Source organism: Pseudomonas sp. 300, assembly GCF_055803035.1.
In genome coordinates this window covers 164859-187922 of sequence record NZ_JAVLRV010000001.1, presented here as the reverse complement: position 1 = coordinate 187922, position 23064 = coordinate 164859, and the positions used below count along the sequence as shown (strand labels likewise).

The window sequence follows — 23064 nt, the reverse complement described above, 5'->3', positions numbered from 1 at the left end:
CCAGACATCTGGAGAAACCTATGACTCTTTCTCACCACGTCGCGGTCATTACCAGCGATGAGCAAGCCCTGATCGTCGCCAGTGACCTGGCCGAAGATTTCAAACGCGACAGCGCCCTGCGCGACCGCGAGCGCCGTTTGCCGCACCCGGAGCTGGAAGTGTTTTCCCGCTCGGGTCTGTGGGGCATCAGCGTGCCAAAAGAGTTCGGCGGCGCCGGGGTTTCGAACGTCACACTGGCCAAGGTGATCGCCTTGATCGCCCAGGCTGACGGCTCCCTCGGACAAATTCCGCAGAATCATTTTTATGCCCTCGAAGTGCTGCGTGTGAACGGTAGCGCCGAGCAGAAAAAACGCCTCTATGCAGAAGTGCTGGCCGGCCAGCGCTTCGGCAATGCGCTTGCCGAACTCGGCACCAAAACCGCCCACGACCGCGTCACCAGCCTGACTCGCGACGGTGACGGCTATCGCATCAACGGCCGCAAGTTCTACGCCACGGGCGCGATCTACGCACAACGCATCCCGACCTCGGTAGTGGATGAACACGGCGTGCAGAAACTGGCATTCGTCCCGCGCGACAGCAAAGGCCTGACCGTCATCGACGACTGGAGCGGCTTCGGCCAGCGCACCACCGGCAGCGGTTCGGTGGTGTTCGAAGACGTCTACGTCGCCGCCGAAGACGTGATCCCGTTTCAAAGTGCCTTCGAACGCCCGACCCCGGTGGGCCCGTTGGCGCAGATTCTTCACGCCGCCATCGACACCGGCATCGCCCGCGCCGCCTATGAAGACGCGCTGCATTTCGTGCGGACCAAAACCCGGCCATGGATCGACGCCACGCATGAAAAAGCCATCGATGACCCGCTGACCATCAAAAGTTTTGGCCATTTGAGCATTCGGCTGCACGCCGCCGAAGCCCTGCTGGAGCGCGCCGGCGAATGCCTCGACAAGGCCCAGGCCGAGACTAACGCCGAGACCATCGCTGCGGCATCGATTGCCGTCGCCGAAGCCCGCGCCATCAGCACCGAAATTTCCCTCGCCGCCGGCAGCACGCTGTTTGAACTGGCCGGCAGCCAGGCGACCCTGATCGAACACGGACTGGATCGCCACTGGCGCAACGCTCGGGTGCACACGCTGCACGACCCGGTGCGCTGGAAATATCACGCCGTGGGCAACTACTACCTCAACGATGAAAACCCTCCGCTGCGGGGGACCATTTGATGAGCACGCCTTTAAAACCGAAAAAGAAGATCCTGCTCAACGCGTTCAACATGAACTGCATCGGGCACATCAACCATGGCTTGTGGACGCACCCACGGGACACCTCCACCCAATACAAAACCATCGAATATTGGACCGGGCTGGCGCAGTTGCTGGAGCGTGGACTGTTCGACGGTTTGTTCATCGCCGACATCGTCGGCGTATACGACGTCTACCAGAACTCGGTGGACGTGCCGCTGAAAGAGTCAATCCAGTTACCGGTCAATGACCCGTTGTTGCTGGTCTCGGCGATGGCCGCCGTCACCAAAAACCTCGGTTTCGGCCTGACCGCCAACCTGACCTACGAGCCGCCGTACCTGTTCGCCCGACGCATGTCGACGCTCGATCATCTGAGTCGAGGTCGGGTCGGCTGGAACATTGTCACCGGTTACCTCGACAGCGCCGCCAAGGCCATGGGCCTGAGCGAACAGGTGGAGCACGACCGTCGTTACGACCAGGCCGACGAATACCTCGAAGTGCTCTACAAACTCTGGGAAGGCAGTTGGGAGAACGGCGCGGTGCTCAACGATCCGCAGCAACGGATCTACGCGCAGCCGGAAAAAGTGCACAAGGTCGAGCACAAGGGCGAGTTCTATCAGGTCGAGGGTTATCACCTCTGCGAGCCGTCGCCGCAGCGTACGCCGGTGCTGTTCCAGGCCGGCACTTCGGACCGCGGTTTGCTGTTCGCCGGGCGCCACGCCGAGTGCGTATTCATCAGCGGGCAGAACAAACCGTCGACCAAGGTTCAGGTGGACAAAGTGCGCGCCAGCGCCGTTGAAGCCGGGCGCAATCCTGAGGACATCAAGGTGTTCATGGGTTTGAACGTGATCGTCGGCGCCACCGAAGAGCTGGCCTGGGCCAAGCATGCCGAGTACCTGAGCTACGCCAGCGCCGAGGCCGGCGTGGCGCATTTCTCGGCGTCGACCGGGATCGATTTTTCCGAGTACGAAATCGACGAACCGATTCAGTACGTGAAGAGCAACGCGATCCAATCGGCCACCAAGAACCTGCAAAACAACGATTGGACCCGGCGCAAATTGCTTGAGCAACACGCCCTCGGCGGCCGCTACATCACCGTGGTGGGCTCACCGGAACAAGTGGCCGATGAGCTGGAATCGTGGATCGCCGAGACCGGGCTGGATGGCTTCAACCTGACGCGAATCGTCACGCCGGAAAGCTATGTGGATTTCATTGAGCTGGTGATTCCGGAGTTGCAGCGGCGTGGGTCGTACAAGACGGCTTATGACGAGGGCAGCCTGCGCGAAAAGCTGTTTCAAGGCGAAGCGCATTTGCCTGAGCAACATACCGGATCGGCGTTTCGCCGCTAAAAGCATCGCTGGCAGCCAGCGCACACAGGGATTGTGTGAACACCCGAGAACACTGTGGGAGCGGGCTTGCCCGCGATGAGGCCCGAACAGACACCCAAAATTTAATGCACTGACTGGAAACCCCATCATGAAAAAGACCAACCTCTCTCACCCAGTCAAAGCACTGGTCCTGGCCCTCGGCCTCTTCAGCTCCATCACCTTCGCCGCCGACACGCCGCTGAAAGTTGGCACCACCGCCGCGTTCGCCATCCCGCTGGAGGCCGCCGTCGAAGAAGCCAACAAACAAGGCCTGAACGTCGAACTCGTCGAGTTCACCGACTGGATCGCCCCCAACGTCAGCCTCGCCGCCGGCGACATTGACGTGAACTACTTCCAGCACGTCCCGTTCCTGGAAAACGCCAAGGCCGCCGCCGGTTTTGACCTGGTGCCGTTCGCACCGGGCATCATCAACAACGTCGGCCTCTACTCGAAGAAATACAAAAGCTTCGACGAGCTGCCGGAAGGCGCCAGCGTCGCCATCGCCAACGACCCGATCAACAGCGGTCGCGGCCTGCAACTGCTGGCCAAGGCTGGCCTGATCACGCTCAAACCGGGCGTCGGCTACAAGGCCACCGAAGAAGACATCATCGCCAACCCGAAGAAAATCAAAATCCTGCAAGTCGAAGCCGTGCAACTGGTGCGCGCCTATGACGACGCCGATCTGGTTCAGGGCTACCCCGCCTACATCCGCCTGGCGAAGACCTTCGATGCTGGCTCGGCCCTGCTGTTCGATGGCCTCGACCACAAGGAATACGTGATCCAGTTCGTCATCCAGCCGAAAAGCAAAACCGACCCGCGCCTGATCAAGTTCGTCGACATCTACCAGCATTCACCAGCCGTTCGCGCAGCGCTGGATAAAGCCCACGGCAAGCTCTATCAAGCCGGTTGGGAAAGCTGAACATGACGGCCGCGATCCAACGGCGACTGGATATTCCGGAGCCTCAGAAAGCCGAACAAACCGAACTGTATCCTGACCTGAATCGTGCTCACGTGCGCTTCATCGGCCTGGGCAAAACCTACAACGGCCAGCAAGGTCCGGTGGCGGCGTTGCACGGCATCGACCTGGCGATCCAGCGCGGTGAAGTGTTCGGCATAATTGGCCGCAGCGGCGCCGGCAAGTCGTCGCTGATCCGCACCATCAACCGTCTCGAACAACCGAGCAACGGGCGCGTGTTGATCGATCAGGTGGACATCGGTGAGTTCGATGAAGACCGCCTGGTAACGCTGCGTCGGCGCATCGGCATGATCTTCCAGCACTTCAACCTGATGTCGGCCAAAACCGTTTGGCAGAACGTCGAGTTGCCGCTGAAAGTCGCCGGTGTGCCCAGGGAAAAACGCGAGCGCAAAGTTCGAGAGCTGTTGGAACTGGTCGGCCTGCAAGAGAAGCACAAAGCCTACCCGGCACAGCTTTCCGGCGGACAGAAACAGCGCGTCGGCATCGCCCGCGCGCTGGTGCACGACCCGGAGATTCTGTTGTGCGACGAAGCTACTTCGGCGCTGGACCCGGAGACCACGCAATCGATCCTTGGCCTGCTGCGCGAAATCAATCAGCGCCTGGGGCTGACCATCGTACTGATCACTCACGAAATGGCGGTGATCCGCGACATCTGCGACCGCGTCGTGGTGCTGGAACATGGACGCATCGTCGAGCAAGGCCCGGTCTGGGAAGTCTTTGGCAATCCGCAGCATGAGGTCAGCAAGACCTTGCTCGCGCCGTTGCAACACGCCCTGCCGCAGGAGCTGCAAAGTCGTCTTCAGGCGCAACCACCGTCGTCCGACGCCGCCGTGGTCCTTCGTTTGCAATTCACCGGCAGTGCCACCGACGAACCGGATCTGGCAGCGCTGTTCGCTGCCCTCGGTGGCCGTGTGCGTTTGCTGCAAGGTGGCGTGGAGCGGATTCAGGGTCATGCGTTGGGGCAATTGCTGCTGGCGGTGACGGGATCGTCGCTGGGCGCCGAAGCACTGCGCCAGCGCGCCGGCCACTGGGCACAACAGGTAGAGGTGCTGGGTTATGTGGTTTGATCGGTTGCTGCAAGGTTTCATCGACACGTTTTTGATGGTCGGCGTGTCGTCATTGATTGCGCTGCTGGCGGGGATTCCGCTGGCGGTGATTCTGGTCACCAGCGCCAAGGGCGGGATCTACGAAGCACCGGCGCTGAACCGTGCCCTGGGTGCATTCGTGAACCTGTTCCGCTCGATTCCGTTTTTGATTTTGATGGTGGCGTTGATTCCGTTCACACGGTTGATCGTCGGCACCACCTATGGCGTTTGGGCGGCCGTGGTGCCGCTGACGATTGCGGCCACGCCGTTCTTTGCCCGCATCGCCGAAGTCAGTTTGCGTGAGGTGGACTACGGCTTGATCGAGGCGGCACAGGCGATGGGCTGCCGGCGCTGGCACATTGTTTGGCATGTGCTGTTGCCTGAGGCTTTGCCGGGGATTGTGGGGGGGTTCACGATCACCTTGGTGACGATGATCAACTCGTCAGCCATGGCCGGGGCGATTGGTGCCGGCGGGCTGGGCGACATCGCGTATCGCTACGGGTATCAGCGGTTTGATAGCCAGATCATGCTCACGGTGATTGTGCTGCTGGTGGTGTTGGTGGCGGTGATTCAGTTGGGTGGGGATCGGTTGGCTCGGGGGTTGAACAAGCGATAAGCAGATCTGAGCTATTGGTCGTCAGTCATACCGCCATCGCGAGCAAGCTCGCTCCCACAATGATCGGGTCGTACACAAGTTTTGTGTTCGCAGAAGATCAACTGTGAGAGCGAGCTTGCTCGCGATGGGCTGCGCAGCAGCCCCGGATCTGATGGCGTATATTCGGCGAATCCCAATTACCGATGCAGCCAACCATGAAGCAAACGCCCGACGACCTCAAGCAAATCACTGCCACCACCCTGGGCCATTACAACTCGGTGGCCGAAGATTTTCGCGAAGGCACGCGTGATCACGATGTCAGCCAGAACATTGATGCGCTGCTGCGGCATATCCAGGGCGAACCACCGTTCGACATCCTCGACTTTGGCTGCGGGCCGGGCCGGGATTTGCAGACGTTCACGCGCATGGGCCACACCGCGGTCGGCCTCGACGGATCGGAGAAGTTTGCGCAAATGGCCCGTGAGGACAGTGGTTGCGAGGTCTGGCAGCAGGACTTTCTCAAGCTGGATTTGCCGGCCGGGCGCTTTGACGGGATCTTCGCCAACGCCGTGCTGTTTCACATTCCGCGTCAGGAGTTGCCTCGGGTGTTGAAGCAATTGCATGCAGCTTTGAAACCGGGTGGTGTGTTGTTCAGTTCCAATCCGCGGGGTGAGAATCAGGAAGGCTGGAATGGGCCGCGGTATGGGGCGTATCACGATCTTCAGGCGTGGCAGGAATTGCTGACCGCGGCGGGGTTTGTGGAGCTGGAGCATTACTACCGGCCGGCGGGGCTGCCGCGGGAGCAGCAACCCTGGTTGGCGAGTGTCTGGCGTAAAGCGTAAACCTCAGGTTTGTGGCGCTTGAACTGACGCCATCGCGGGCAAGCCCGCTCCCACAGTAGACCGTGTTCTCTTGAATGAGCGCGGTTGAAAGTGGGAGCTGGCTTGCCAGCGATGAGCGCGCAGCGCTCGCCTCAATGCACCTCTTTCTTCGGCTCGCGAATCTTGTACCAGGCCACATACAGCGCCGGCAAAAACAGCAGCGTCAGCAACGTCGCGATGATGATGCCGCCGATCATCGCGTACGCCATCGGCCCCCAGAACACTTCCCGCGCAATCGGGATCATCCCCAGGCTCGCCGCCGCGGCCGTCAGCAGAATCGGCCGGCGCCGATGTTCCGTGGCTTGCGCCACCGCATCCCACGGTGACAACCCCTCTTTCTCCAGGGCGTCGATCTGCGTCACCAGAATCACCGAGTTGCGGATGATGATGCCGATCAGCGCCAGAATCCCGAGGATCGCCACGAAGCCCATCGGTGTGCCAGTCGGGATCAACGCCAGCACCACGCCGATCAAACCAAGCGGCGCGACGCTCGCCACCAGGAACAGCTTCTGCACGCTGTGCAACTGAATCATCAGGAAAGTCGCCATCAAAAACAGCATCAACGGCACAACCTTGGCAATGGGTCCTTGAGCCTTGCCGCTTTCCTCGACCGTACCACCGGTGGCGACCTGATAGCCCACCGGTAAACCCGCGGCGAACTTGTCGATGGTCGGCTTCAGTTGCCTGACCAGATCGGTCGGCTGAATCTCGTCGCGCACCGCTGCCTTGATGGTAATGGTCGGCTTGCGGTCGCGACGCCACACCAGCGGCTGCTCCAGTTCGTAGCGCACGGTGGCGAAGGCCAGCAGTGGAATCGAAGTGCCGCTCGGCGTGACGATCTGCAGGTTCTGCAAGGTTTCCGGCGTGCCGCGCTCCGCGTCCACGGCGCGGCCAACGACGTTGATCAGGTAGATATCGTCATCGACCTGCGTCACCGGCGCACCGACCACGATGCTGTTCATCAGGGTGGCCACGTCTTCCGACGACAGCCCCAGTTGCCGCGCCTTGTCCTGAGCGATGTCGATGCGCAGGACTTTGCCCGGCTCGTTCCAGTCGTAAATGATCTCGCCAATGTGCGAGTTCTTGTCCAGCTCGGTGGCCAGGGCGATGGCCTGTTTGCGCACCTGGTCAATGTCCTTGCCGCTGACCCGGTACTGGATCGGACGCCCGACAGGCGGGCCCATTTCCAGCGCCTGGACGTAGCTGCCGATGCCGACGAAATCCTTGCGCAAGCGCTCGCGCAACCGCTGACTCAGGGCTTCTCGCGATTCCAGGCCCTTGCTGACGATGACCAATTGCGCGTAGTACGGGTTTTGCAATTGCTGGTCGAGCGGCAGGTAGAAACGGATCGCGCCTTCGCCGATGTAGCTGCTCCAGCGCACGACGTCCGGGTCATCCTTGAGCGACGCTTCGAGCTTGTCCACGGCCTTGCGGGTTTCATTGATGGATGCGTTTTGCGGCAGGTTCAGGTCGACGAGGATTTCCGGACGGTCCGAAGACGGGAAGAACTGGTTCTGCACGAACTGCATGGAAAACACCGACGCCACGAACAAGGCGATGGTGATGCCGATGGCCCACCAGCGATTGCGCATCGACCAAAGCATGCCGTAATTGAAGGCTCGGCCGATGCGGCCGGGCTCGGCGTTGTGCGGTTTCACGTTGGCGCTGAGGATGTGCACGCCGATCACCGGCGCGAACAGCACCGCGACGATCCACGAGACCAGCATCGCCACGGCAATCACCGCAAACAGCGTGAAGGTGTACTCCCCCGCCGAACTGGCGTTCAGGCCAATCGGCACAAAACCGGCCACGGTCACCAGCGTACCGGTGAGCATCGGGAATGCGGTTGAGGTGTAGGCGAATGTGGCCGCCTGCTCCTTGGTTTCGCCCATCTCCAGACGGGTGACCATCATCTCGACCGTGATCATCGCGTCGTCCACCAGCAGGCCGAGGGCGATGATCAAGGCGCCGAGGGAAATCCGCTGCATGGTGATGCCGCTGTACTCCATGAAGACGAAGACCATCGCCAGCACCAGCGGAATCGAGCACGCCACCACCAACCCGGCGCGCACGCCGAGGCTTACAAAACTGACCACCAACACAATCACCACCGCTTCGAACAGCGCGCTGGTGAAACCGCCGACGGCCTTTTCCACCACGGCGGCCTGATCGGAAACGGTATGCACGCCGACGCCCACCGGCAAATCAGCGGTCAGGTCGGTCATGCGCTGGTGCAGCGCCTTGCCGAACACCTGAATGTTGCCGCCCTTCTTCATGGCAATCGCCAGGCCGATGCCCGGGTGACCGTTGAAGCGAAACTCCGGCGTTGCCGGGTCGACGTAACCCCGACTGATGTCGGCAATGTCGGCCAGGCGATAGAAACGGTCGTTGAGCCGCAGGTTGACGTTTTCCAGGTCTTTCTCGGAAGCAAACTGCCCGGTGGTGCGCACGGAAATCCGCTCGGGGCCGGCGTCGATGACCCCGGCCGGCGTCACGGCGTTTTGCGATTGCAGGCTCTCCACCACCTGACGCTGATCGATGCCCAGCGCCGCCAGTTTGCGGGTGGAGAAGTTCAGGTAGATCACCTCATCCTGCTCGCCGACCATCTCGACCTTGCCCAGTCCTGGCACTTCACGGATCTCGGCGCGGACCTGCTCGACGTAATCGCGCAACTGGCGCATCGACAAGCCGTCAGCGGTGAAGGCGTACACCGAACCGAACACATCCCCGAACTCGTCGTTGAACCCTGGCCCTTGCAGGCCTTTGGGGAAGTCGCCGCGAATGTCGTTGATCTTCTTGCGCACCTGGTACCAGATTTCCGGGATGTCCTGGGCGCTGGTGGTGTCGCGCAGGTTGACGAACACCGTCGATTCGCCCGGCCGGGTGTAGCTTTTCACGTAGTCGAGGGAGTCGAGCTCTTCGAGTTTTTTCTCGATGCGGTCAGTGACTTGCTTGAGGGTTTCTTCCTGGGTCGCACCCGGCCAGCGGGTCTGGATCACCATAGTCTTGATGGTGAACGAGGGGTCTTCTTCGCGGCCGAGGTTCATGTACGAGAACACGCCCATCAGCAGCGCGATGAACATCAGATACCAGACAAACGACTGATGCTTGAGGGCCCATTCGGATAAGTTGAAACTCCCTTTCATTGTGGGCCGTCCTCATCGATTTTCACTTTCTGCCCTGGTTTCAGGCTGTTCACACCGGCACTGACAACGCGCTCGCCGGATTTCACGCCGTTGGCCAGGACCATCGTGGAATCGGTACGGCTGATCAGGCTGATGTCACGCGGGGAAACGGTTTGGGTCTGTGGGTCGATGACCCAGATTCGCGATTTGCCATCGACCTCTTGCAGCGCGGTCAGGGGCAGTTCGATACGCGGTTTGATGGCGGAGCTGAGGGTCACACTTATGGCGGTGCCCAGTCGGAAACCGGCGGGCGTATCGGTCAGGGTCAGGCGGGCGCGCCGGGTGCGGGTAGCGCTTTGGGCCTGGGGTTCGATTTCGCGGACGATGGCAGTGGTGGTGATGCTCGGGTCCAGTTGCACGGCGACCTGAAACACCACGTCTGCCGGCAACTGATCGACCAGCGTATCGGGCAGGTCAATCACCGCTTCCTTGATGTCGGGCTGCGCCAACGTCACCACTTGCTGGCCGGCGGTCACCACTTGGCCGGCTTCGGCACTCCACGCGGTAACGATGGCTTTATGGTCGGTGCGCAGTTCGACGTAACCGAGTTGGTCCTTGGCTTGATCGACCGCCGCTTTCGCTTGGTCGAGGGAGGCCTGCGTGGTTTTCAGATCGGTCTGGGCAATGTCCAGCTGTGCCTGCGCACCGACCCCGCGATTGAACAGTTCCTGCTGACGCCGGGCGTTGGCCTGGGCGTTGATCAGTTGCGCCTGAACCTTCGCCAGATCGCCCTCGGCCGAGCGCAGCTGGTTTTGCTGATCGGTGGGATCGAGCGTGGCGAGCAAGGCGCCCTTCTGGACTTCGGCGCCGACATCGACGTTACGGCTGGCGATCCGCCCCGGCACGCGGAAACCGACATTGGTTTCGTAGCGGGCCTGGATGCTGCCGGCGAAACGGCCGAGAGCTTCCTCGTCCAGCGCCAGCACTTTGATCGACAGAACCGGGCGCACCGGCTCCGGTGGCGGCTCTTTTTCCGAACAGGCCACCAGCATCACGCCAGCGAACACCAGCAACAGGCGCTTCATGGCTGGGCTCCTTCGGCGAGGTCTTTATAGGTGTTTTCGGCGATTTCCACTTTGACGCCGGGGTGCAACAACTGACCGCCGGCAATGACGACTTTTTCGCCGCCCTTCAGGCCATCACTGATGATGACTTTGCCGGTCAGGTAACGACCGACCGTGACCGTACGCAACTGCGCCTTGCCTTCGTCGTCCACCAGCCAAACAGCGGGGTCGCTGAGGTTTTTGGTCAGCGCCGACCACGGCAGCTCAACCGCCGATTTGCCCGGCGTCTTCGCCGTAGCGCTGACCACCGAGCCAAGCTGCATGCCTTCGGGCAATCCGTTAAGGGTGACTTTGACCTGAACCGTGCCGGTCTGCGCGGAAACGGCCGGGGTGATTTCCCGAACCGTGCCCGTGGTCTTGATGGCCGGGTTATCGAGCAGACTGACCACGATCGTTTTGTCTCCCGGTGCCTCTGCCAGCAGCGATTCGTAGACGTTGAACACCGCGTCACGCTCACCGTCCCGGGCAAGGCTGAAAATCGGCATCGTGGCCTGCACCACCTGGCCGACTTCGGCCTGGCGGGCCGTAATCACCCCCGGTGCGTCGGCGATCAGCGCGGTATAACTCAGTTGCTCGCGGGCGTTGGCCAGTTGCGCCTGGGCGGCAGTCAACGCACTCTGGCTGCTGCGCAACGCAGCCTGGGCCGAGTCGTACTCGCTTTGACTGGTGTAGCCCTTGGGCAGAAGTTTTTGCTGGCGGACGAAGGCGGCGGCGGTCTGTTTGACCCGCGCCTGTTCGGCGACGACCTGTGCCTGGGCCGAGTCGAGGCTGGTTTGCAGGTCTTTCGGATCGAGTCTGGCGAGCACTTGTCTGGCCGACACCCGGTCACCGACATCGACCATGCGCTGGATGATCTTGCCGCCGACGCGGAACGACAGTTCGGTCTGGACGCGCGCCTGAACATCACCAGTGAGGGTCACGGACGCAGCGTAATCCGCCGCTTTGACCGCTTGCACAAACACCCGCGGACGATCCTTTTCGACCTGAGGTTTTTCCCCGCAGGCGCCCAGCAACACAAGAAGACTCAGGCCAATCACTCTTTTCAATCCGGGACCAGCCATGCAGACTCCTTTGCGTTGTACGAACGTGCCAATGTCGATACGACTGTGAGCTTAGAACAGGGTTCAACAGGTGCACAGGTTTGCTGCACGCTTAGCAATCAGGAAGCTTCCCATGCTCAAAACCCTCGCGGTGGCCAATTACCGCTCGATCAATAAACTGGTGATCCCACTGGGTCGTTTGAACCTGATCACCGGGCCGAACGGCAGCGGTAAATCCAACCTCTACCGCGCGTTGCGCCTGCTCGCGGAAACCGCTCAGGGTGGCGTGGTCAATGCGTTGGCCCGCGAAGGCGGGCTGGATTCGACTTTTTGGGCCGGGCCGCAAACCATCACCCGACGCATGCGTAACGGCGAAGTACCGATCCAGGCGACGGTGCGTCACGGCGTCAAACGCCTGCGCCTGGGGTTTGCCGGCGAAGATTTCGGTTACTCGATCAGCCTGGGGCTGCCCGATTCCAACGGTCATTTCATGTTACCCGGGCACAGTTCACCCATTCCGTCACGGTTCAGTCTCGACCCGCAAATCAAGCGCGAATGCCTGTGGGCCGGGGCGTTCTATCGTCCAGCAAGTCTGCTGGTTGATCGCGACGGTCCGATGATCCGCACCCGAGCCAACCGCAATTGGGACGTGTTGGCTCAACACACGCCGACGTTCGACAGCCTGTTCGATCAGGTCGGCAGCTTGCGGACCTCACCGGAGGTGCTGGAGATGCGTGAGTTCATCCGCCGCTGGCGCTTCTACGACCACTTTCGCAGCGACGCCGACGCACCGGTGCGTCAGCCACAACTGGGCACCCGCACTCCGGTGCTGCACCACGACGGCAGAGATCTGGCGGCGGCGTTGCAGACCATCATCGAAATTGGCGACCCCGACGCCTTGCGCAACGCCATCAGCGATGCGTTTCCCGGTGCACGGCTGCATATCGAGCCGCTGGCGGGCGGCCGGTTCGCCATCGAGTTTTATCAGGAAGGGTTGTTGCGGCCGTTGTCGGCGGCGGAGTTGTCCGATGGCACGTTGCGCTACTTGCTGTTGGTGGCGGCATTGCTGACGCCGCGACCACCGACGTTGATGGTGCTGAACGAGCCGGAAACCAGCCTGCATCCGGACCTGTTGCCGGCACTGGCGCGCTTGATTATCCGGGCGTCGGAGCACTGTCAGGTGTGGGTGGTGTCCCATGCGCGGCGGCTGATTTCGGCGTTGCAGGAAGACCCGGAATGCAACTGCATCGTGCTGGAAAAAAATCTTGGGCAGACCGGGATTGTCGGGCAGCAGCTGCTGGATGAGCCGGCGTGGTATTGGCCGGATTGAGTGGCCAACCTTTCGGCTGTGCCTTCAGATAGAGTTACGGCGAATGTTGTTGGCCGCGCTCGAAGGCTCTTGCCTGCGCCTGGCCTTCAGCATTACCCGATCAAGCTCTGATTCAAACCTCATGTCGTTTGTTCGCTTCCCTCTTATCACCAGCAGCTCTGATCTTGGTACGTCTGGTGGCGGAGCCGAAGCCTCGAAAGACATCGAAGACGCCGAGGAAGGCCGGGACGACGCGGGTGGTGTCGCGGTGATCACCTGCCCCTTGTTCTTCACAAAACTCCTCAAAGCAGCGTCAGTCCCGGGCTTTCTCATAGCCCAGTAAGTCCCCACTCTCGAGGCTATCGCCAACGTTGTCAGCCCTAAAGCGACATACCCCAGTATTGCGGCTGCCTCAGGATCCTCGACGATTGCCACTACGGCACTGGCAACCCCAACCAGACCTGTGGCGAGTATCGCACCACTGGCCGTTACCGTGCTTACTGCCGCAAAGGACTGTCTGGCCGGTAAATGCCTCAATGCACCGAATCTCAAGGCGTCCTTGGCCAAGTTATAGGAAGGGATGGCACGGGACATGCCCAGTCGTGTATTCGACACACTCAGGATGCTTGTGATTAATCGGCCTATTTCGGCAAACGAGCCAGTAGGATCACTGAAATTCCGCGGATCCCCCAGACAGTACGCATACGAATTTAACCCGCCCTGCCCAAACGGACTCAGCCGGTCAGGGCTGTTGAAACGCATCAGCACCGGGTTGAACCCCCGACGCCCGTTACCCAACAAGTAACACCCGGTGACAGGGTCGCGACGTTCGCCGTTAAAGCCGAGAAGACTGCTCAGACCGCTTTCGGCCCGATGATGACCGTAAGGTGTGTAGACCTTTGGCAATGCCCCCAACGAATCAATCAGCTGCAAAACGGAGCGCTGTTGATCGGTGGCCAGCAACTGGCTCTTGAGGATGTCGTTCTCGCTCGATTGCACGGCGAGCAGTTGCTCGCCGTGCTGAAAAACCGATTGACTGGCCTGGCCCTGCCGTTCCGTTACCAGATGCTGGCGGCGATAGAAGCGTTGCAGGCTGGCCTGATCGGCACACGCCATTCCTGTGATCAGGTCCAGGGCGTCATAGTGATACCGACACATAGGGGTGGGTGCAGTTGTCATGGGTAAAGCCTCCTGATCGAAGGCCAAGCTTGCACTCAATCCAGCGCGTCGGGCACCTAGCAGAACTGCTAGGTGCCCGAGCGGTTTCAATGTGCAGTTCTTCACCGCCGGTGCAATCGGCGCTTCGGCGCCCAGCCCAGCGTCTGGCTGGCTGGCTTTTGGTGGTGCAGTCCATGGGCGGTGGATAACCACTGGCAGGCACCGACTTTAAAGCTTAAAAAAGAAGTATCTGAATATCGATAACGCCTATTGATATCACGCAAAAAACTATCCCGCGGATTTGCTGAGACCGAGGAAGACGACTATTTTCCTTTTCGCTGTAGGAGGGATCTTTTTTTCAGAATGCCCCTCCAAGGACGCACAGCTTTTGGCCAGACTCCCGGCCGAACCATTACAAGGAGAGAACATGGCTGACTTAAAAGTACCGCAGCGACTGGATCCGCAGGACATCGTGAAGTTGCTGGTGGCGTTGCGCAGAGCGTTGAAGACCAGGGTGGCCTGAGACGCGGAGCGTGGGAGCGATCAACGCGTCATAAAAAACGCCGACGCTATTGCAAGCCGTCGGCGTTTGAAACCTTGAAGGGGTTCGATGCTGCGTCGAATCAGAATGCCGGCAGTACCGCGCCGCTGTACTTCTTCTCGATAAACGCCTTCACTTCAGGGCTGGTCAATGCCTTGGCCAGTTTCTGGATGGCTACGCTGTCCTTGTTGTCCGGACGAGCCACCAGGAAGTTCACGTAAGGCGAATCGGCACCTTCGATTACCAGCGCGTCTTTGGCCGGGTTCAGACCGGCTTCAAGTGCGTAGTTGGTGTTGATCATGTCCAGGTCAACCTGGTCCAGAACGCGCGGCAACATTGCGGACTCAAGCTCCTTGAACTTGAAGTTGTGCGGGTTCTTGGCGATGTCCTTCGGGGTAGCCAGAGCGTTTTTCGGGTCTTTCAACTCGATCAGGCCAGCCTTCTGCAGCAGCAGCAGAGCACGACCGCTGTTGCTGCCTTCGTTCGGGATTGCAATGGTTGCGCCGTCTTTCAGCTCAGCCAGGCTTTTGACTTTCTTCGAGTAGCCACCGAACGGTTCAACGTGAACGCCGATCACGGTCACCAGATTGGTGCCTTTGCCTTCGTTGAAGTTTTTCAGGTATGGCAGGGTCTGGAAGTAGTTGGCGTCCAGACGCTTCTGGTCAACTTGCACGTTTGGCTGAACGTAGTCGGTGAAGACTTTGATTTCCAGGTCCACGCCTTCTTTGGCGAGGGTTGGCTTGATCAGCTCGAGAATCTCGGCGTGTGGGACCGGGGTCGCCGCCACCACCAGTTTCTCGCCAGCCTGGGCCAGGCCCGCGGCCAGGGCAGCCGCCAATGCGGTGAACAACAGAACCTTTTTCATGCAGTGTCCTTATCGAAAATCACGGTCGTCATCGACGACGGCTAAAAGTACAAGTGCCAGTGAAGTGCTATCGCTGGCGTGATGCGGACAATACCGAGATTTTTTATTCCCGAACAATATCTTTTATTCACTTTCATATTCCATTTTGTTCATACAGCTCTAGCTCGCCCTTTCCCCTGCCCCCCCTGTAGAAGCCGGCTTGCCGGCGATAGCGTATTCCCTGACACACCGCGCGGCCTGGATCGCGAGCAAGCTCGCTCCTACAAGAGCGTGGTGTTTCTGAGGAGTTGTTTCAGGGCGGCTTGTTCGTTGGCAGTGCCTTTGGTGAGGATGTGCTGAAGTTGCTGCTCAATCTGCGTCAGCGGCGCTGGTGCTTCGGGCAGGTTCAAATGTTCGGGCAAGATCTCGTCGCCAGTGCTCACCAGCAACGCAAAGTGAATGACGTTTTCCAGTTCCCGGGTGTTGCCCGGCCAACTGTGTTGTTCCAGCACCTGCTGCGCGGCCTCGCTGATCAGCGGCACCGGCAGGTCCAGGCGCTGGCTGTAAATGCCCAGGAAGTACTCGGACAACGACAGGATATCGCCCACCCGCTCACGCAACGCCGGCAGTTCCAGCTGACCTTCTCTGAGGTAGTGATAGAGCCGCTCATGGAATTTACCGGCAGCCACGGCTTGCGCCAGATCAATGCTGGTCGCAGCCACGAGACGCACGTCCACCGGGCTCGGTTGATGCGCGCCAACGCGAGTGACTTCGTGGTTTTCCAGTGCGGCGAGCAACTTGATCTGGATCGGCAACGGCAAGTCGCCAATCTCGTCCAGATAGAGCGTGCCGCCATTGGCGGAACCGAACCAACCGGCGCGACTGCTCGCCGAACCGCTGTAACTGCCGGCGGCATAGCCGAACAATTCGGCGTCGGCGTAGGTCGGGCTGATCGCGCCGCAATTGACCGATACAAACAGCCCACCGCGATCACTGGCGCGGTGGATGTGTCGCGCCAACAGTTCTTTGCCGCTGCCGGTTTCGCCACGGATCAACACGGAGATCGAACGCGGGGCCAGTTGTTCCAGCTCGGCACGCAATTGACGCGAGCGCGGATCGACGAACACCAGCGCCTTGGCGCGGATGCTCAGCGGACTTTTTTCTGCGTCGGGAAAGGTCAGCAGTGGCTGACCGAAGGCTTCAAAACTCATGGCAGACTCCCGCCCAAAACCGCCGGGAGACGGGGGGCGATATTAAAAAGAAAAAAGGTTCAAGCGCGGCGCAGGGCGTGATGTTCCATGCGGTTTTGCAGGCGATACAGATAAGCAAAACCCTGCTCCCAACGCTGATGACCGGACTTCACGTTGATGTGCCCGGCACCCGACAGCACGCCTGCCTCGGCGCCCCAGTTACGTGCCAGTTCCAACGCACGTGGCGCGCTGACAGCAGCGTCATTGTCGGAGCTGACCACCTGGCTCGGGAACGGCAAAAGGTTCGTCGGAATCGGCGCAAAATTGCGCAGGGCCGGCGCGCAGGCCGGGCGCTCGACGTCCGCCGGCGCGACCAGCAAGGCACCGCGCACCTGGCGCAGAAAATTCAGCGGTGCAGTGGCCGCCCAATGCGCGACCGTGATGCAACCCAGGCTATGGGCAATCAAGATCACCGGCGTGCTGTCGGCGGCAATCGCCTCGGCCAATGCCGCCACCCAATCTTCACGACGCGGGGTCAACCAATCGGCCTGCTCCACCCGCGCGCTGTTCGGCAGGCTGTTCTGCCAGTGGCTTTGCCAATGATCTTCCGGCGATCCTTGCCAGCCCGGCACAATCAGATAGCGAATTGATTCGTTGCGCATGGGGGAGCTCTCCTGCTGCGTGTCTGTTCCCGGTCGAGTATAGGGAGGAGAGTTATATTCGTTAAGGAATAAGAAGCTATTTATTAAGACCAATATCGCATATGCGTAGCTCCCACAAAGGGTTGGTGTTTTTCCTGAGGAATAAAAAAGGGGCCGCACCCTGCCAAGGAGACGGCCCCGGAAACTCAAAATCTGTAGCGCAATGATTGGCGGAAACGGTTATCTAATAAAAGAATATTTAATTAACTTATTAGGCCTGAATCGCATATGCCGCTCACTCACCAAGTCATAACTTAGCGTCCCTTTAGGTCAAATTGATGACCAGCGTTTGAGTTTCCGGCTGCATCGATCACGCCCGAGCCGCGCGCACTTCCTGCGGCTCGACGGTTTCCTTGCGAACAAAGCGGTTTGCCCGTGCAAACGTACCGAAATCATTGAACCGCACACCCATCTCACGCATCACCTTGTGCGCCACCGGCACGGTCATCTGGCGAATGTAAAACGGTTCCTTCACCACAAAATGATGGATTCCATGGCTGCTGCCAAAGTTGAAGCAGAACGCTTGCATCGGCCACATCCACCACGGGTTCAGCACCTGGGTTTGCTGGATCACATTCCCCGGCTCCACATCACCGTAGTAATGCATGTTCGAGCTGACGAAGTGCAGGCAAAACGTGCGCAGCACATTCGGGCCGATGATCACCACCGCCGCAATGTCGATCACCTGCATCACCGAAAGCGTGGTCGCCGACCATTCAATCGGCGCTCCCAGCAGATGCGCGATGCCATTGGCGGCGTGGAAGCCGAGAAACACGTACCACGCGCCCCAATGCACCAGAGCGAGTGGCGCATAGACCTTCAAGGCGCGTTTTATGATGCTGAACTTGTGAGCCCAGGTCTTGGCCCGCAGCATGCGGATGAAGGCCGACATTACGTTGTCGCCGACCATCAATAGCCGCGCAAAACCCCAAGGCTCGCCGTTGGTGATCGCACGCTCTTCCATGTCGGCTTCAGTGCCGGACACCTTGTGGTGGTTGAGGTGCAGATGCCGTCGAATCCAAGGGTTGATCGTGCTCGGGCGCGCCAGCCACACCAGGCCCATCATCAGGTTGTGCGGTACGCGTTGTTTACGGAAGTACATGCTATGAATCAGGTCGTGCTCAAGCTCGTGGGTCAGCGACGCAAAAAAAGCGTTGAGCAGCAGACACACCCACCAGGCCATGTGCCCGCTGATGTACAGGGCTGCCGACCCGATCATTCCCGCCAAAGCGAAGGCCAGAATGCCTGCGCCCAAGGCGTCCTGATGGTTGAGAATCGGGTAGCGTTTACGCAGGTCGACCCCTTTGGCCAACACCACTTCGCGAATATGCGCGGCTCGCTGAGCTGCATTCAGTCGCTGGGGACTTGCAGAAGTACCGTCCATGCTTCCATCCTCTGGTTATTGATGTCCGCATCCTGCCTTGCGATCCCTCACAAGGCGGTAGCCGTGGACGCCAACCTGTTGACCGGAAGCGCCAATCAGCATGACTGAACCGACCTCCCTCGCCAGCTGGACCCGCGCCCTGCGCAAGCAACTCGATGCGCTGGGCCTCGACAGCACCGCCCTGTGCCACCAGGCGGGGCTCGACCCGCAATTGATGGACGACCCGAACGCCCGTTACCCGTTGTCGGGCACTACGCGGCTGTGGGAAATCGCGGTGCAGGTCAGCGGCGATCCGGCGATCGGCTTGCGGGTGTCGCGATTCGTCAGCCCGACCACCTTTCACGCACTCGGCTATGCACTGGTGGCCAGCGGCAGTTTGCGCGAGGTGTTCGAACGCATCGTGCGATATCACCAAGTGGTCAGCGATGCCCTGGAACTTGAATTGAGCCGCACCGAGGATCGCTACCGCTTTCGCCTGAAAATCCCGCCAGGCAACCCGGCGCCGGCGTTCGAAGCCATCGACGCCTTCGCCGCCATTTACGTGCGCACCTGCCGTAATCGACTGGGCCGCGACTACGCGCCCCTGGCGGTGTACCTGCGGCGCCCGGAACCGGCCGACGCCCATCAATGGCACAAAGTCTTCCGCTCACCGGTGTACTTTTCGGCCGACGAAGACCGCTTGGAGTTTTCTCTGGTGGACTTCGACAGTCACCTGGACGACGCCAACCCGGAACTGGCCGAACACAACGAAACCGTGCTCAAACGCACGCTGGCGCAGCTCAAGCCCCTGACCTGGGAGCGCAAGGTCCGCGACGCCATTGAAGAACAACTGCCCGAAGGCGAGCCCAGCGCCGAACACATCGCCAAGGCCTTGCACCTGAGCTTGCGCAGTTTGCAACGGCATCTGGCAGACGAGGGCTGCCGGTTTGACACGCTGCTCAATGAAAGCCGCGAAAACCTCGCGCTGCAGCACCTGCGCGACCCGCAATGTTCGTTGAGCGAAATCAGTTATTTGTTGGGGTTTGCGGATACGAGCAGCTTCAGCCGCGCGTTCAAGCGCTGGACGGGGATGACGCCGGGGCAGTTTCGGGATGGGTTGCGGTGACAGGTCCGGAAGGCCCGTTGCCGGGTCTGGCCCCATCGCGGGCAAGCCCGCTCCCACAGGGATCTTGGGTGTGCAAATGATTCTGTGTACGACGCTGAACCTGTGGGAGCAGGCTTGCCCGCGATGGGGCCAGACCAGAAACCACAGTAATCCCTAACGCCCGCGATCTCGCCGCAACAACTTGCGCACCCGTGCCACCAGCTCACTCACGGCAAACGGCTTGAGCAAGTAATCGTCCTCATGCAGCTCCAACCCGCGCAAGCGATCCTCGATGCCGTCCTTGGTGGTGAGGAACAGCACCGGCGTCTCGCCGAGCTTGCGGATCTGTTGCTGCAACTGCCAGCCATTCAACCCCGGCAGCATGACGTCAAGAATGATCAGCTCATATTCGCCGGACTCGATGAAGCGGCGGCCGTCCATGCCGTTGAGCGCCACATCCACCGAGTAGCTCGCCTCGTTCAGGCCCTTGGCCAGGAGTTTGGCGGTCTCCGGTTCGTCTTCCACTAACAGCACACGCATGGCACACCTCGATTGTCGTTGTCACAGGCTAGGCGCCTTCGCGGACAAAGCCCATCAATAACGCCGTGTTTCAAAAAATCGCCAACGCCCGCAACCGTTCGGCATCGAGAATTTCGATCTCGCCGTACTTCAGATTCAAAATCCCCTGACCCTGCAATTCCTTGAGGAGCTGATTAGTGGTCTGGCGCGACAGTGACAGCATTGAAGCAAGCTGTTCCTGCGGCAGTTGCAGCACACGCCGCGGCGGGACGATTTCGCCGTAGCCGTCGGCGATCATCAATAAACGATGCGCCAACCGAGCCGGCGCCGGCATCAGGCTCAACTGTTCGAGGTTGATGAAGGTCAGGCGCAGTTTCTGGCTCATCAGCAATGCCAGTTGCCGCCAGTACACCGGTTGCTCATCCAGCATGGCCAGCAACGCGGTTTGCGGGATGTGCAGCAGGATGCACTGGCCGACGCCGAACGCATCGTGGGTGCGCGGCTGGCCGTCGAACAGGCAGATTTCGCCAAACCAGTGCGGCGACTCCACGAGGCTCAACAACGCCTCCTTGCCCTGCTCGCTGACGGCGCCAATGCGCACCGCACCTTCGAGCACGGCGTACAGGCCACACGGCGGATCACCGCGCTGGAACAGCCGCTGCCCCGACGCCAGGCGCCGCACCTTGGCGCCGGCCAACAGACTATTCTGTAAAGGAACAGGTAGATGACTGAACCACTGCCCCGCTTCCAGGCGCGAACGCCAAACCTGCTTGTCCATCAAAACTCCTGGAGATTGTCGCCTGGCTGACAGAGCGAGCGGTGAACCCGGGGCATGATCAATCACCCTACAGGAGGAATAACAATGAAAAGCCTCGTTGACCATCTCAGTCAATACGCCGCCTACCACCGTGATCCACGCAATATTGCCAGCCACTTTATCGGTATTCCGCTGATTGTGGTCGCTGTCGCGGTGTTGCTGTCGCGGCCGCAATGGGCCGGGGGCTGGCTTTCACCGGCAGTGCTGGTCTCGCTGGCGTCGGCGTGGTTTTACGTGCGCCTGGAAGTACGCCTCGGGGTGTTGATGACTGCGTTACTGGGTCTGTGCGTTTGGGCAGGTCACGTGCTGGCACAGCAAAGCACGCTGGTGTGGCTGGCGAGCGGCATCGGGATGTTCGTGATCGGTTGGGCGATTCAGTTTGTCGGGCATCACTACGAAGGACGCAAACCGGCGTTTGTCGATGATGTGACGGGGTTGATTGTCGGGCCGTTGTTTGTAGTGGTTGAACTGGCGTTTTTGCTGGGGATGCGACGGGATCTGAAGGAGCAGATCGAGGCGCGGGTTGGGGGTGTTCGGGTCAATCCGAAGCGTGCGCCGGCGTAAGTTTTCCAACAGCTAATATAGCATTGACACCAAAAAATAATGTTTAACGCCTCTACGCCGACAATTTAAACATTATAAAAAAAGTAACGAATGCAATACTAATGACTCGCTCAAAAAACTTAAAATCCAAAACAAGATCATTTATTTTATCAATATCATCCGAGAGGACACCATATGAAAAGCAACCGGAGATAACCGCTACAGTTACGTGCTCCAGAATAAATCCACAGATACAAGCAAACATAGCACAGACTAAAAAGAAAGAAATAAAACTTCTCTCCTCGCGCAAATCACTTAGGCCAAAAAAATAAAACACCAAAACCAAAATAAAAGGAATCAAATGGATAATAAATTTTAACAACAGAAAAAATTCACCAGAGAGATTAACACTACATGAGAGGGAATGATTCCTTATGATACAAATAGTCATTTACTCGCCTAAACAATGCAAGAGCCACGATATAGCAGGGCCGGTTTATCCTGCTTATGAAAAATAAACCAAGAGAACACAGAAAGTACTATCGGTGTGTCTCTTGGCGAACAAATTAATCAAAACCCGATTAGGCAGCATCGGCGCCACGTCCCTCCAACATGGAAGCACCGGCAGAAGCTGCCGCAAATATTGCTGAAGTCATACCCGTCACGATCGCTGCCGGCGTTGTGATTGGGCTTGGCACGACGGCCAGGCCGGCCGCAGCAACGGCTGTTATGCCTGCCCCCACAGCGAGAACGTGAGACACCTTAACTCCATCGCCACTAGCGGCACCCGCAACCAATAGAATTTCCGCTTCTGTCAGACCACGCATTTCACACATCCTTACTTAATTGATTTTAAGTTGAATCTTATTTTTAGCAGCAATAATTTTAATCCTACTTACAGACTACAGCTCGAAATTTTTCTAACCGTATAGTCTTCATTCCGGCGAGCCCAGTTAATTGTTTCGACACCCTCTGCCCTTAGGGCATGCTTTATATTTCTAACAGCATCGACTACGGGGACTCCAGTGAAAGCGAAATCGATAATCCACGTCTTCCCCCCTTCATTCCACTCAGAGGGATGAAGGAGAAATTCTGGATCTTTGAGCAACCGCTCTTCAACATCACGCGCCAAATACGCCCAGGTTATAAAGCCAACAGGCGTAAAAGTTCCATCAAAGAAAAAAGCGATTTGCTTATGATCGATCGCGGGACTTATCCAAAATTTCAAGCTCGCAATTTGAAATAACGAATGCCGTCGAGACATCGACATTATCGAGCAAGAAAAACCAAGGAGTCGTGCCTTGTCATTCACATATGCATTACAGCACTCAGTGAAAATTTCACGATTTTTTCTCAAAGTATTTACTCCTGACAATACTTTCAATGAAGCTTGGCTACATGTGAACCTACCGCTGGCATTCCGTTCTAACAACTTCACAGTACTTGGTCCACGCGCACCGATAAACCCTACACATGTAGGGGGGCCGGGGTTGATTGTCGGGCCGTTGTTTGTAGTGGTTGAACTGGCGTTTTTGCTGGGGATGCGACG

Annotated in this window: 20 protein-coding genes; 9 read left to right on the top strand and 11 right to left on the bottom strand. The window is 59.1% G+C overall.

Annotated elements, in window-relative coordinates; all coding sequences use genetic code 11:
• The first annotated feature begins 20 nt into the window (after positions 1-20).
• The 6 genes from Q7W83_RS00865 to Q7W83_RS00840 all read left to right on the top strand — a co-directional run bounded on the left by Q7W83_RS00865 (position 21) and on the right by Q7W83_RS00840 (position 6097).
• Positions 21-1214, top strand: coding sequence for an SfnB family sulfur acquisition oxidoreductase (locus tag Q7W83_RS00865; protein WP_150633144.1), 1194 nt, complete (start codon positions 21-23; stop codon positions 1212-1214).
• Complete coding sequence (locus Q7W83_RS00860) at positions 1214-2581, top strand: LLM class flavin-dependent oxidoreductase (RefSeq protein WP_150633145.1); 1368 nt, start codon at positions 1214-1216, stop codon at positions 2579-2581. The genes Q7W83_RS00865 and Q7W83_RS00860 overlap by 1 nt, the downstream gene beginning before the upstream one ends.
• 127 nt (positions 2582-2708) lie before the next feature.
• Positions 2709-3518, top strand: a complete 810-nt coding sequence (locus tag Q7W83_RS00855) for a MetQ/NlpA family ABC transporter substrate-binding protein (protein WP_150633146.1) — start codon at positions 2709-2711, stop codon at positions 3516-3518.
• Between the two features lie 2 nt (positions 3519-3520).
• Positions 3521-4642, top strand: a complete 1122-nt coding sequence (locus tag Q7W83_RS00850; RefSeq protein WP_150654333.1) for a methionine ABC transporter ATP-binding protein — start codon at positions 3521-3523, stop codon at positions 4640-4642.
• Positions 4632-5276, top strand: coding sequence for a methionine ABC transporter permease (locus Q7W83_RS00845; protein ID WP_150635929.1), 645 nt, complete (start codon positions 4632-4634; stop codon positions 5274-5276). Before Q7W83_RS00850 ends, Q7W83_RS00845 begins: the two co-directional genes overlap by 11 nt.
• 194 nt (positions 5277-5470) lie before the next feature.
• On the top strand, positions 5471-6097 hold the full coding sequence (locus Q7W83_RS00840) for a class I SAM-dependent methyltransferase (protein ID WP_150635931.1): 627 nt from the start codon (positions 5471-5473) through the stop codon (positions 6095-6097).
• Between the two features lie 131 nt (positions 6098-6228).
• Here the strand turns inward: Q7W83_RS00840 and Q7W83_RS00835 are convergent, their stop codons facing one another.
• From Q7W83_RS00835 to Q7W83_RS00825, 3 genes are read right to left on the bottom strand one after another with little or no spacing between them, the layout of a single operon-like run.
• Positions 6229-9282, bottom strand: a complete 3054-nt coding sequence (locus Q7W83_RS00835) for an efflux RND transporter permease subunit (RefSeq protein WP_150633150.1) — start codon at positions 9280-9282, stop codon at positions 6229-6231.
• Entirely contained in the window at positions 9279-10346 is a 1068-nt protein-coding gene (locus Q7W83_RS00830) for an efflux RND transporter periplasmic adaptor subunit (protein WP_150633151.1), read from the bottom strand. The genes Q7W83_RS00835 and Q7W83_RS00830 overlap by 4 nt, the downstream gene beginning before the upstream one ends.
• A complete protein-coding gene (locus Q7W83_RS00825) occupies positions 10343-11446 on the bottom strand; it encodes an efflux RND transporter periplasmic adaptor subunit (protein WP_150633152.1) in 1104 nt (367 codons plus the stop codon). The genes Q7W83_RS00830 and Q7W83_RS00825 overlap by 4 nt, the downstream gene beginning before the upstream one ends.
• A gap of 112 nt (positions 11447-11558) precedes the next feature.
• Between Q7W83_RS00825 and Q7W83_RS00820 the strand changes: the two genes are divergently transcribed.
• A complete protein-coding gene (locus Q7W83_RS00820; RefSeq protein ID WP_473655552.1) occupies positions 11559-12755 on the top strand; it encodes an AAA family ATPase in 1197 nt (398 codons plus the stop codon).
• 24 nt (positions 12756-12779) lie between these two features.
• Here Q7W83_RS00820 and Q7W83_RS00815 read toward each other — a convergent pair whose 3' ends face one another.
• From Q7W83_RS00815 to Q7W83_RS00795, 5 genes are all read right to left on the bottom strand, one after another.
• Positions 12780-13913 (bottom strand): RHS repeat-associated core domain-containing protein, encoded by a 1134-nt coding sequence (locus tag Q7W83_RS00815; protein WP_150633154.1) that lies wholly within the window; start codon positions 13911-13913, stop codon positions 12780-12782.
• Between the two features lie 602 nt (positions 13914-14515).
• On the bottom strand, positions 14516-15298 hold the full coding sequence (locus tag Q7W83_RS00810; RefSeq protein WP_150633155.1) for a MetQ/NlpA family ABC transporter substrate-binding protein: 783 nt from the start codon (positions 15296-15298) through the stop codon (positions 14516-14518).
• 260 nt (positions 15299-15558) lie between these two features.
• A complete protein-coding gene (locus Q7W83_RS00805) occupies positions 15559-16488 on the bottom strand; it encodes a sigma 54-interacting transcriptional regulator (protein WP_150635940.1) in 930 nt (309 codons plus the stop codon).
• A 59-nt stretch (positions 16489-16547) separates the two neighbouring features.
• Positions 16548-17129: an alpha/beta hydrolase gene (locus Q7W83_RS00800; protein ID WP_150633157.1), complete on the bottom strand. Its 582-nt coding sequence runs from the start codon at positions 17127-17129 to the stop codon at positions 16548-16550.
• Positions 17130-17478: 349 nt separating this feature from the next.
• Complete coding sequence (locus tag Q7W83_RS00795; RefSeq protein WP_473655551.1) at positions 17479-18552, bottom strand: fatty acid desaturase; 1074 nt, start codon at positions 18550-18552, stop codon at positions 17479-17481.
• A 100-nt stretch (positions 18553-18652) separates the two neighbouring features.
• Here Q7W83_RS00795 and Q7W83_RS00790 point away from each other — a divergent pair, with 100 nt between their 5' ends.
• Complete coding sequence (locus tag Q7W83_RS00790; RefSeq protein WP_473655550.1) at positions 18653-19657, top strand: AraC family transcriptional regulator; 1005 nt, start codon at positions 18653-18655, stop codon at positions 19655-19657.
• Between the two features lie 153 nt (positions 19658-19810).
• Here the strand turns inward: Q7W83_RS00790 and Q7W83_RS00785 are convergent, their stop codons facing one another.
• Together Q7W83_RS00785 and Q7W83_RS00780 are read right to left on the bottom strand one after the other, a co-directional pair.
• Positions 19811-20176, bottom strand: coding sequence for a response regulator (locus tag Q7W83_RS00785; protein WP_150633160.1), 366 nt, complete (start codon positions 20174-20176; stop codon positions 19811-19813).
• A gap of 70 nt (positions 20177-20246) precedes the next feature.
• Positions 20247-20933 (bottom strand): Crp/Fnr family transcriptional regulator, encoded by a 687-nt coding sequence (locus Q7W83_RS00780; protein WP_150633161.1) that lies wholly within the window; start codon positions 20931-20933, stop codon positions 20247-20249.
• Positions 20934-21017: 84 nt separating this feature from the next.
• Between Q7W83_RS00780 and Q7W83_RS00775 the strand changes: the two genes are divergently transcribed.
• The gene (locus tag Q7W83_RS00775) at positions 21018-21536 is read left to right on the top strand and encodes an Mpo1 family 2-hydroxy fatty acid dioxygenase (protein ID WP_473655549.1); all 519 of its coding nucleotides are present in this window, start codon (positions 21018-21020) and stop codon (positions 21534-21536) included.
• An 874-nt stretch (positions 21537-22410) separates the two neighbouring features.
• Here the strand turns inward: Q7W83_RS00775 and Q7W83_RS00770 are convergent.
• A partial coding sequence (locus Q7W83_RS00770; RefSeq protein ID WP_473655548.1) for a toxin-activating lysine-acyltransferase occupies positions 22411-23064 on the bottom strand: 654 nt, incomplete at its 5' end.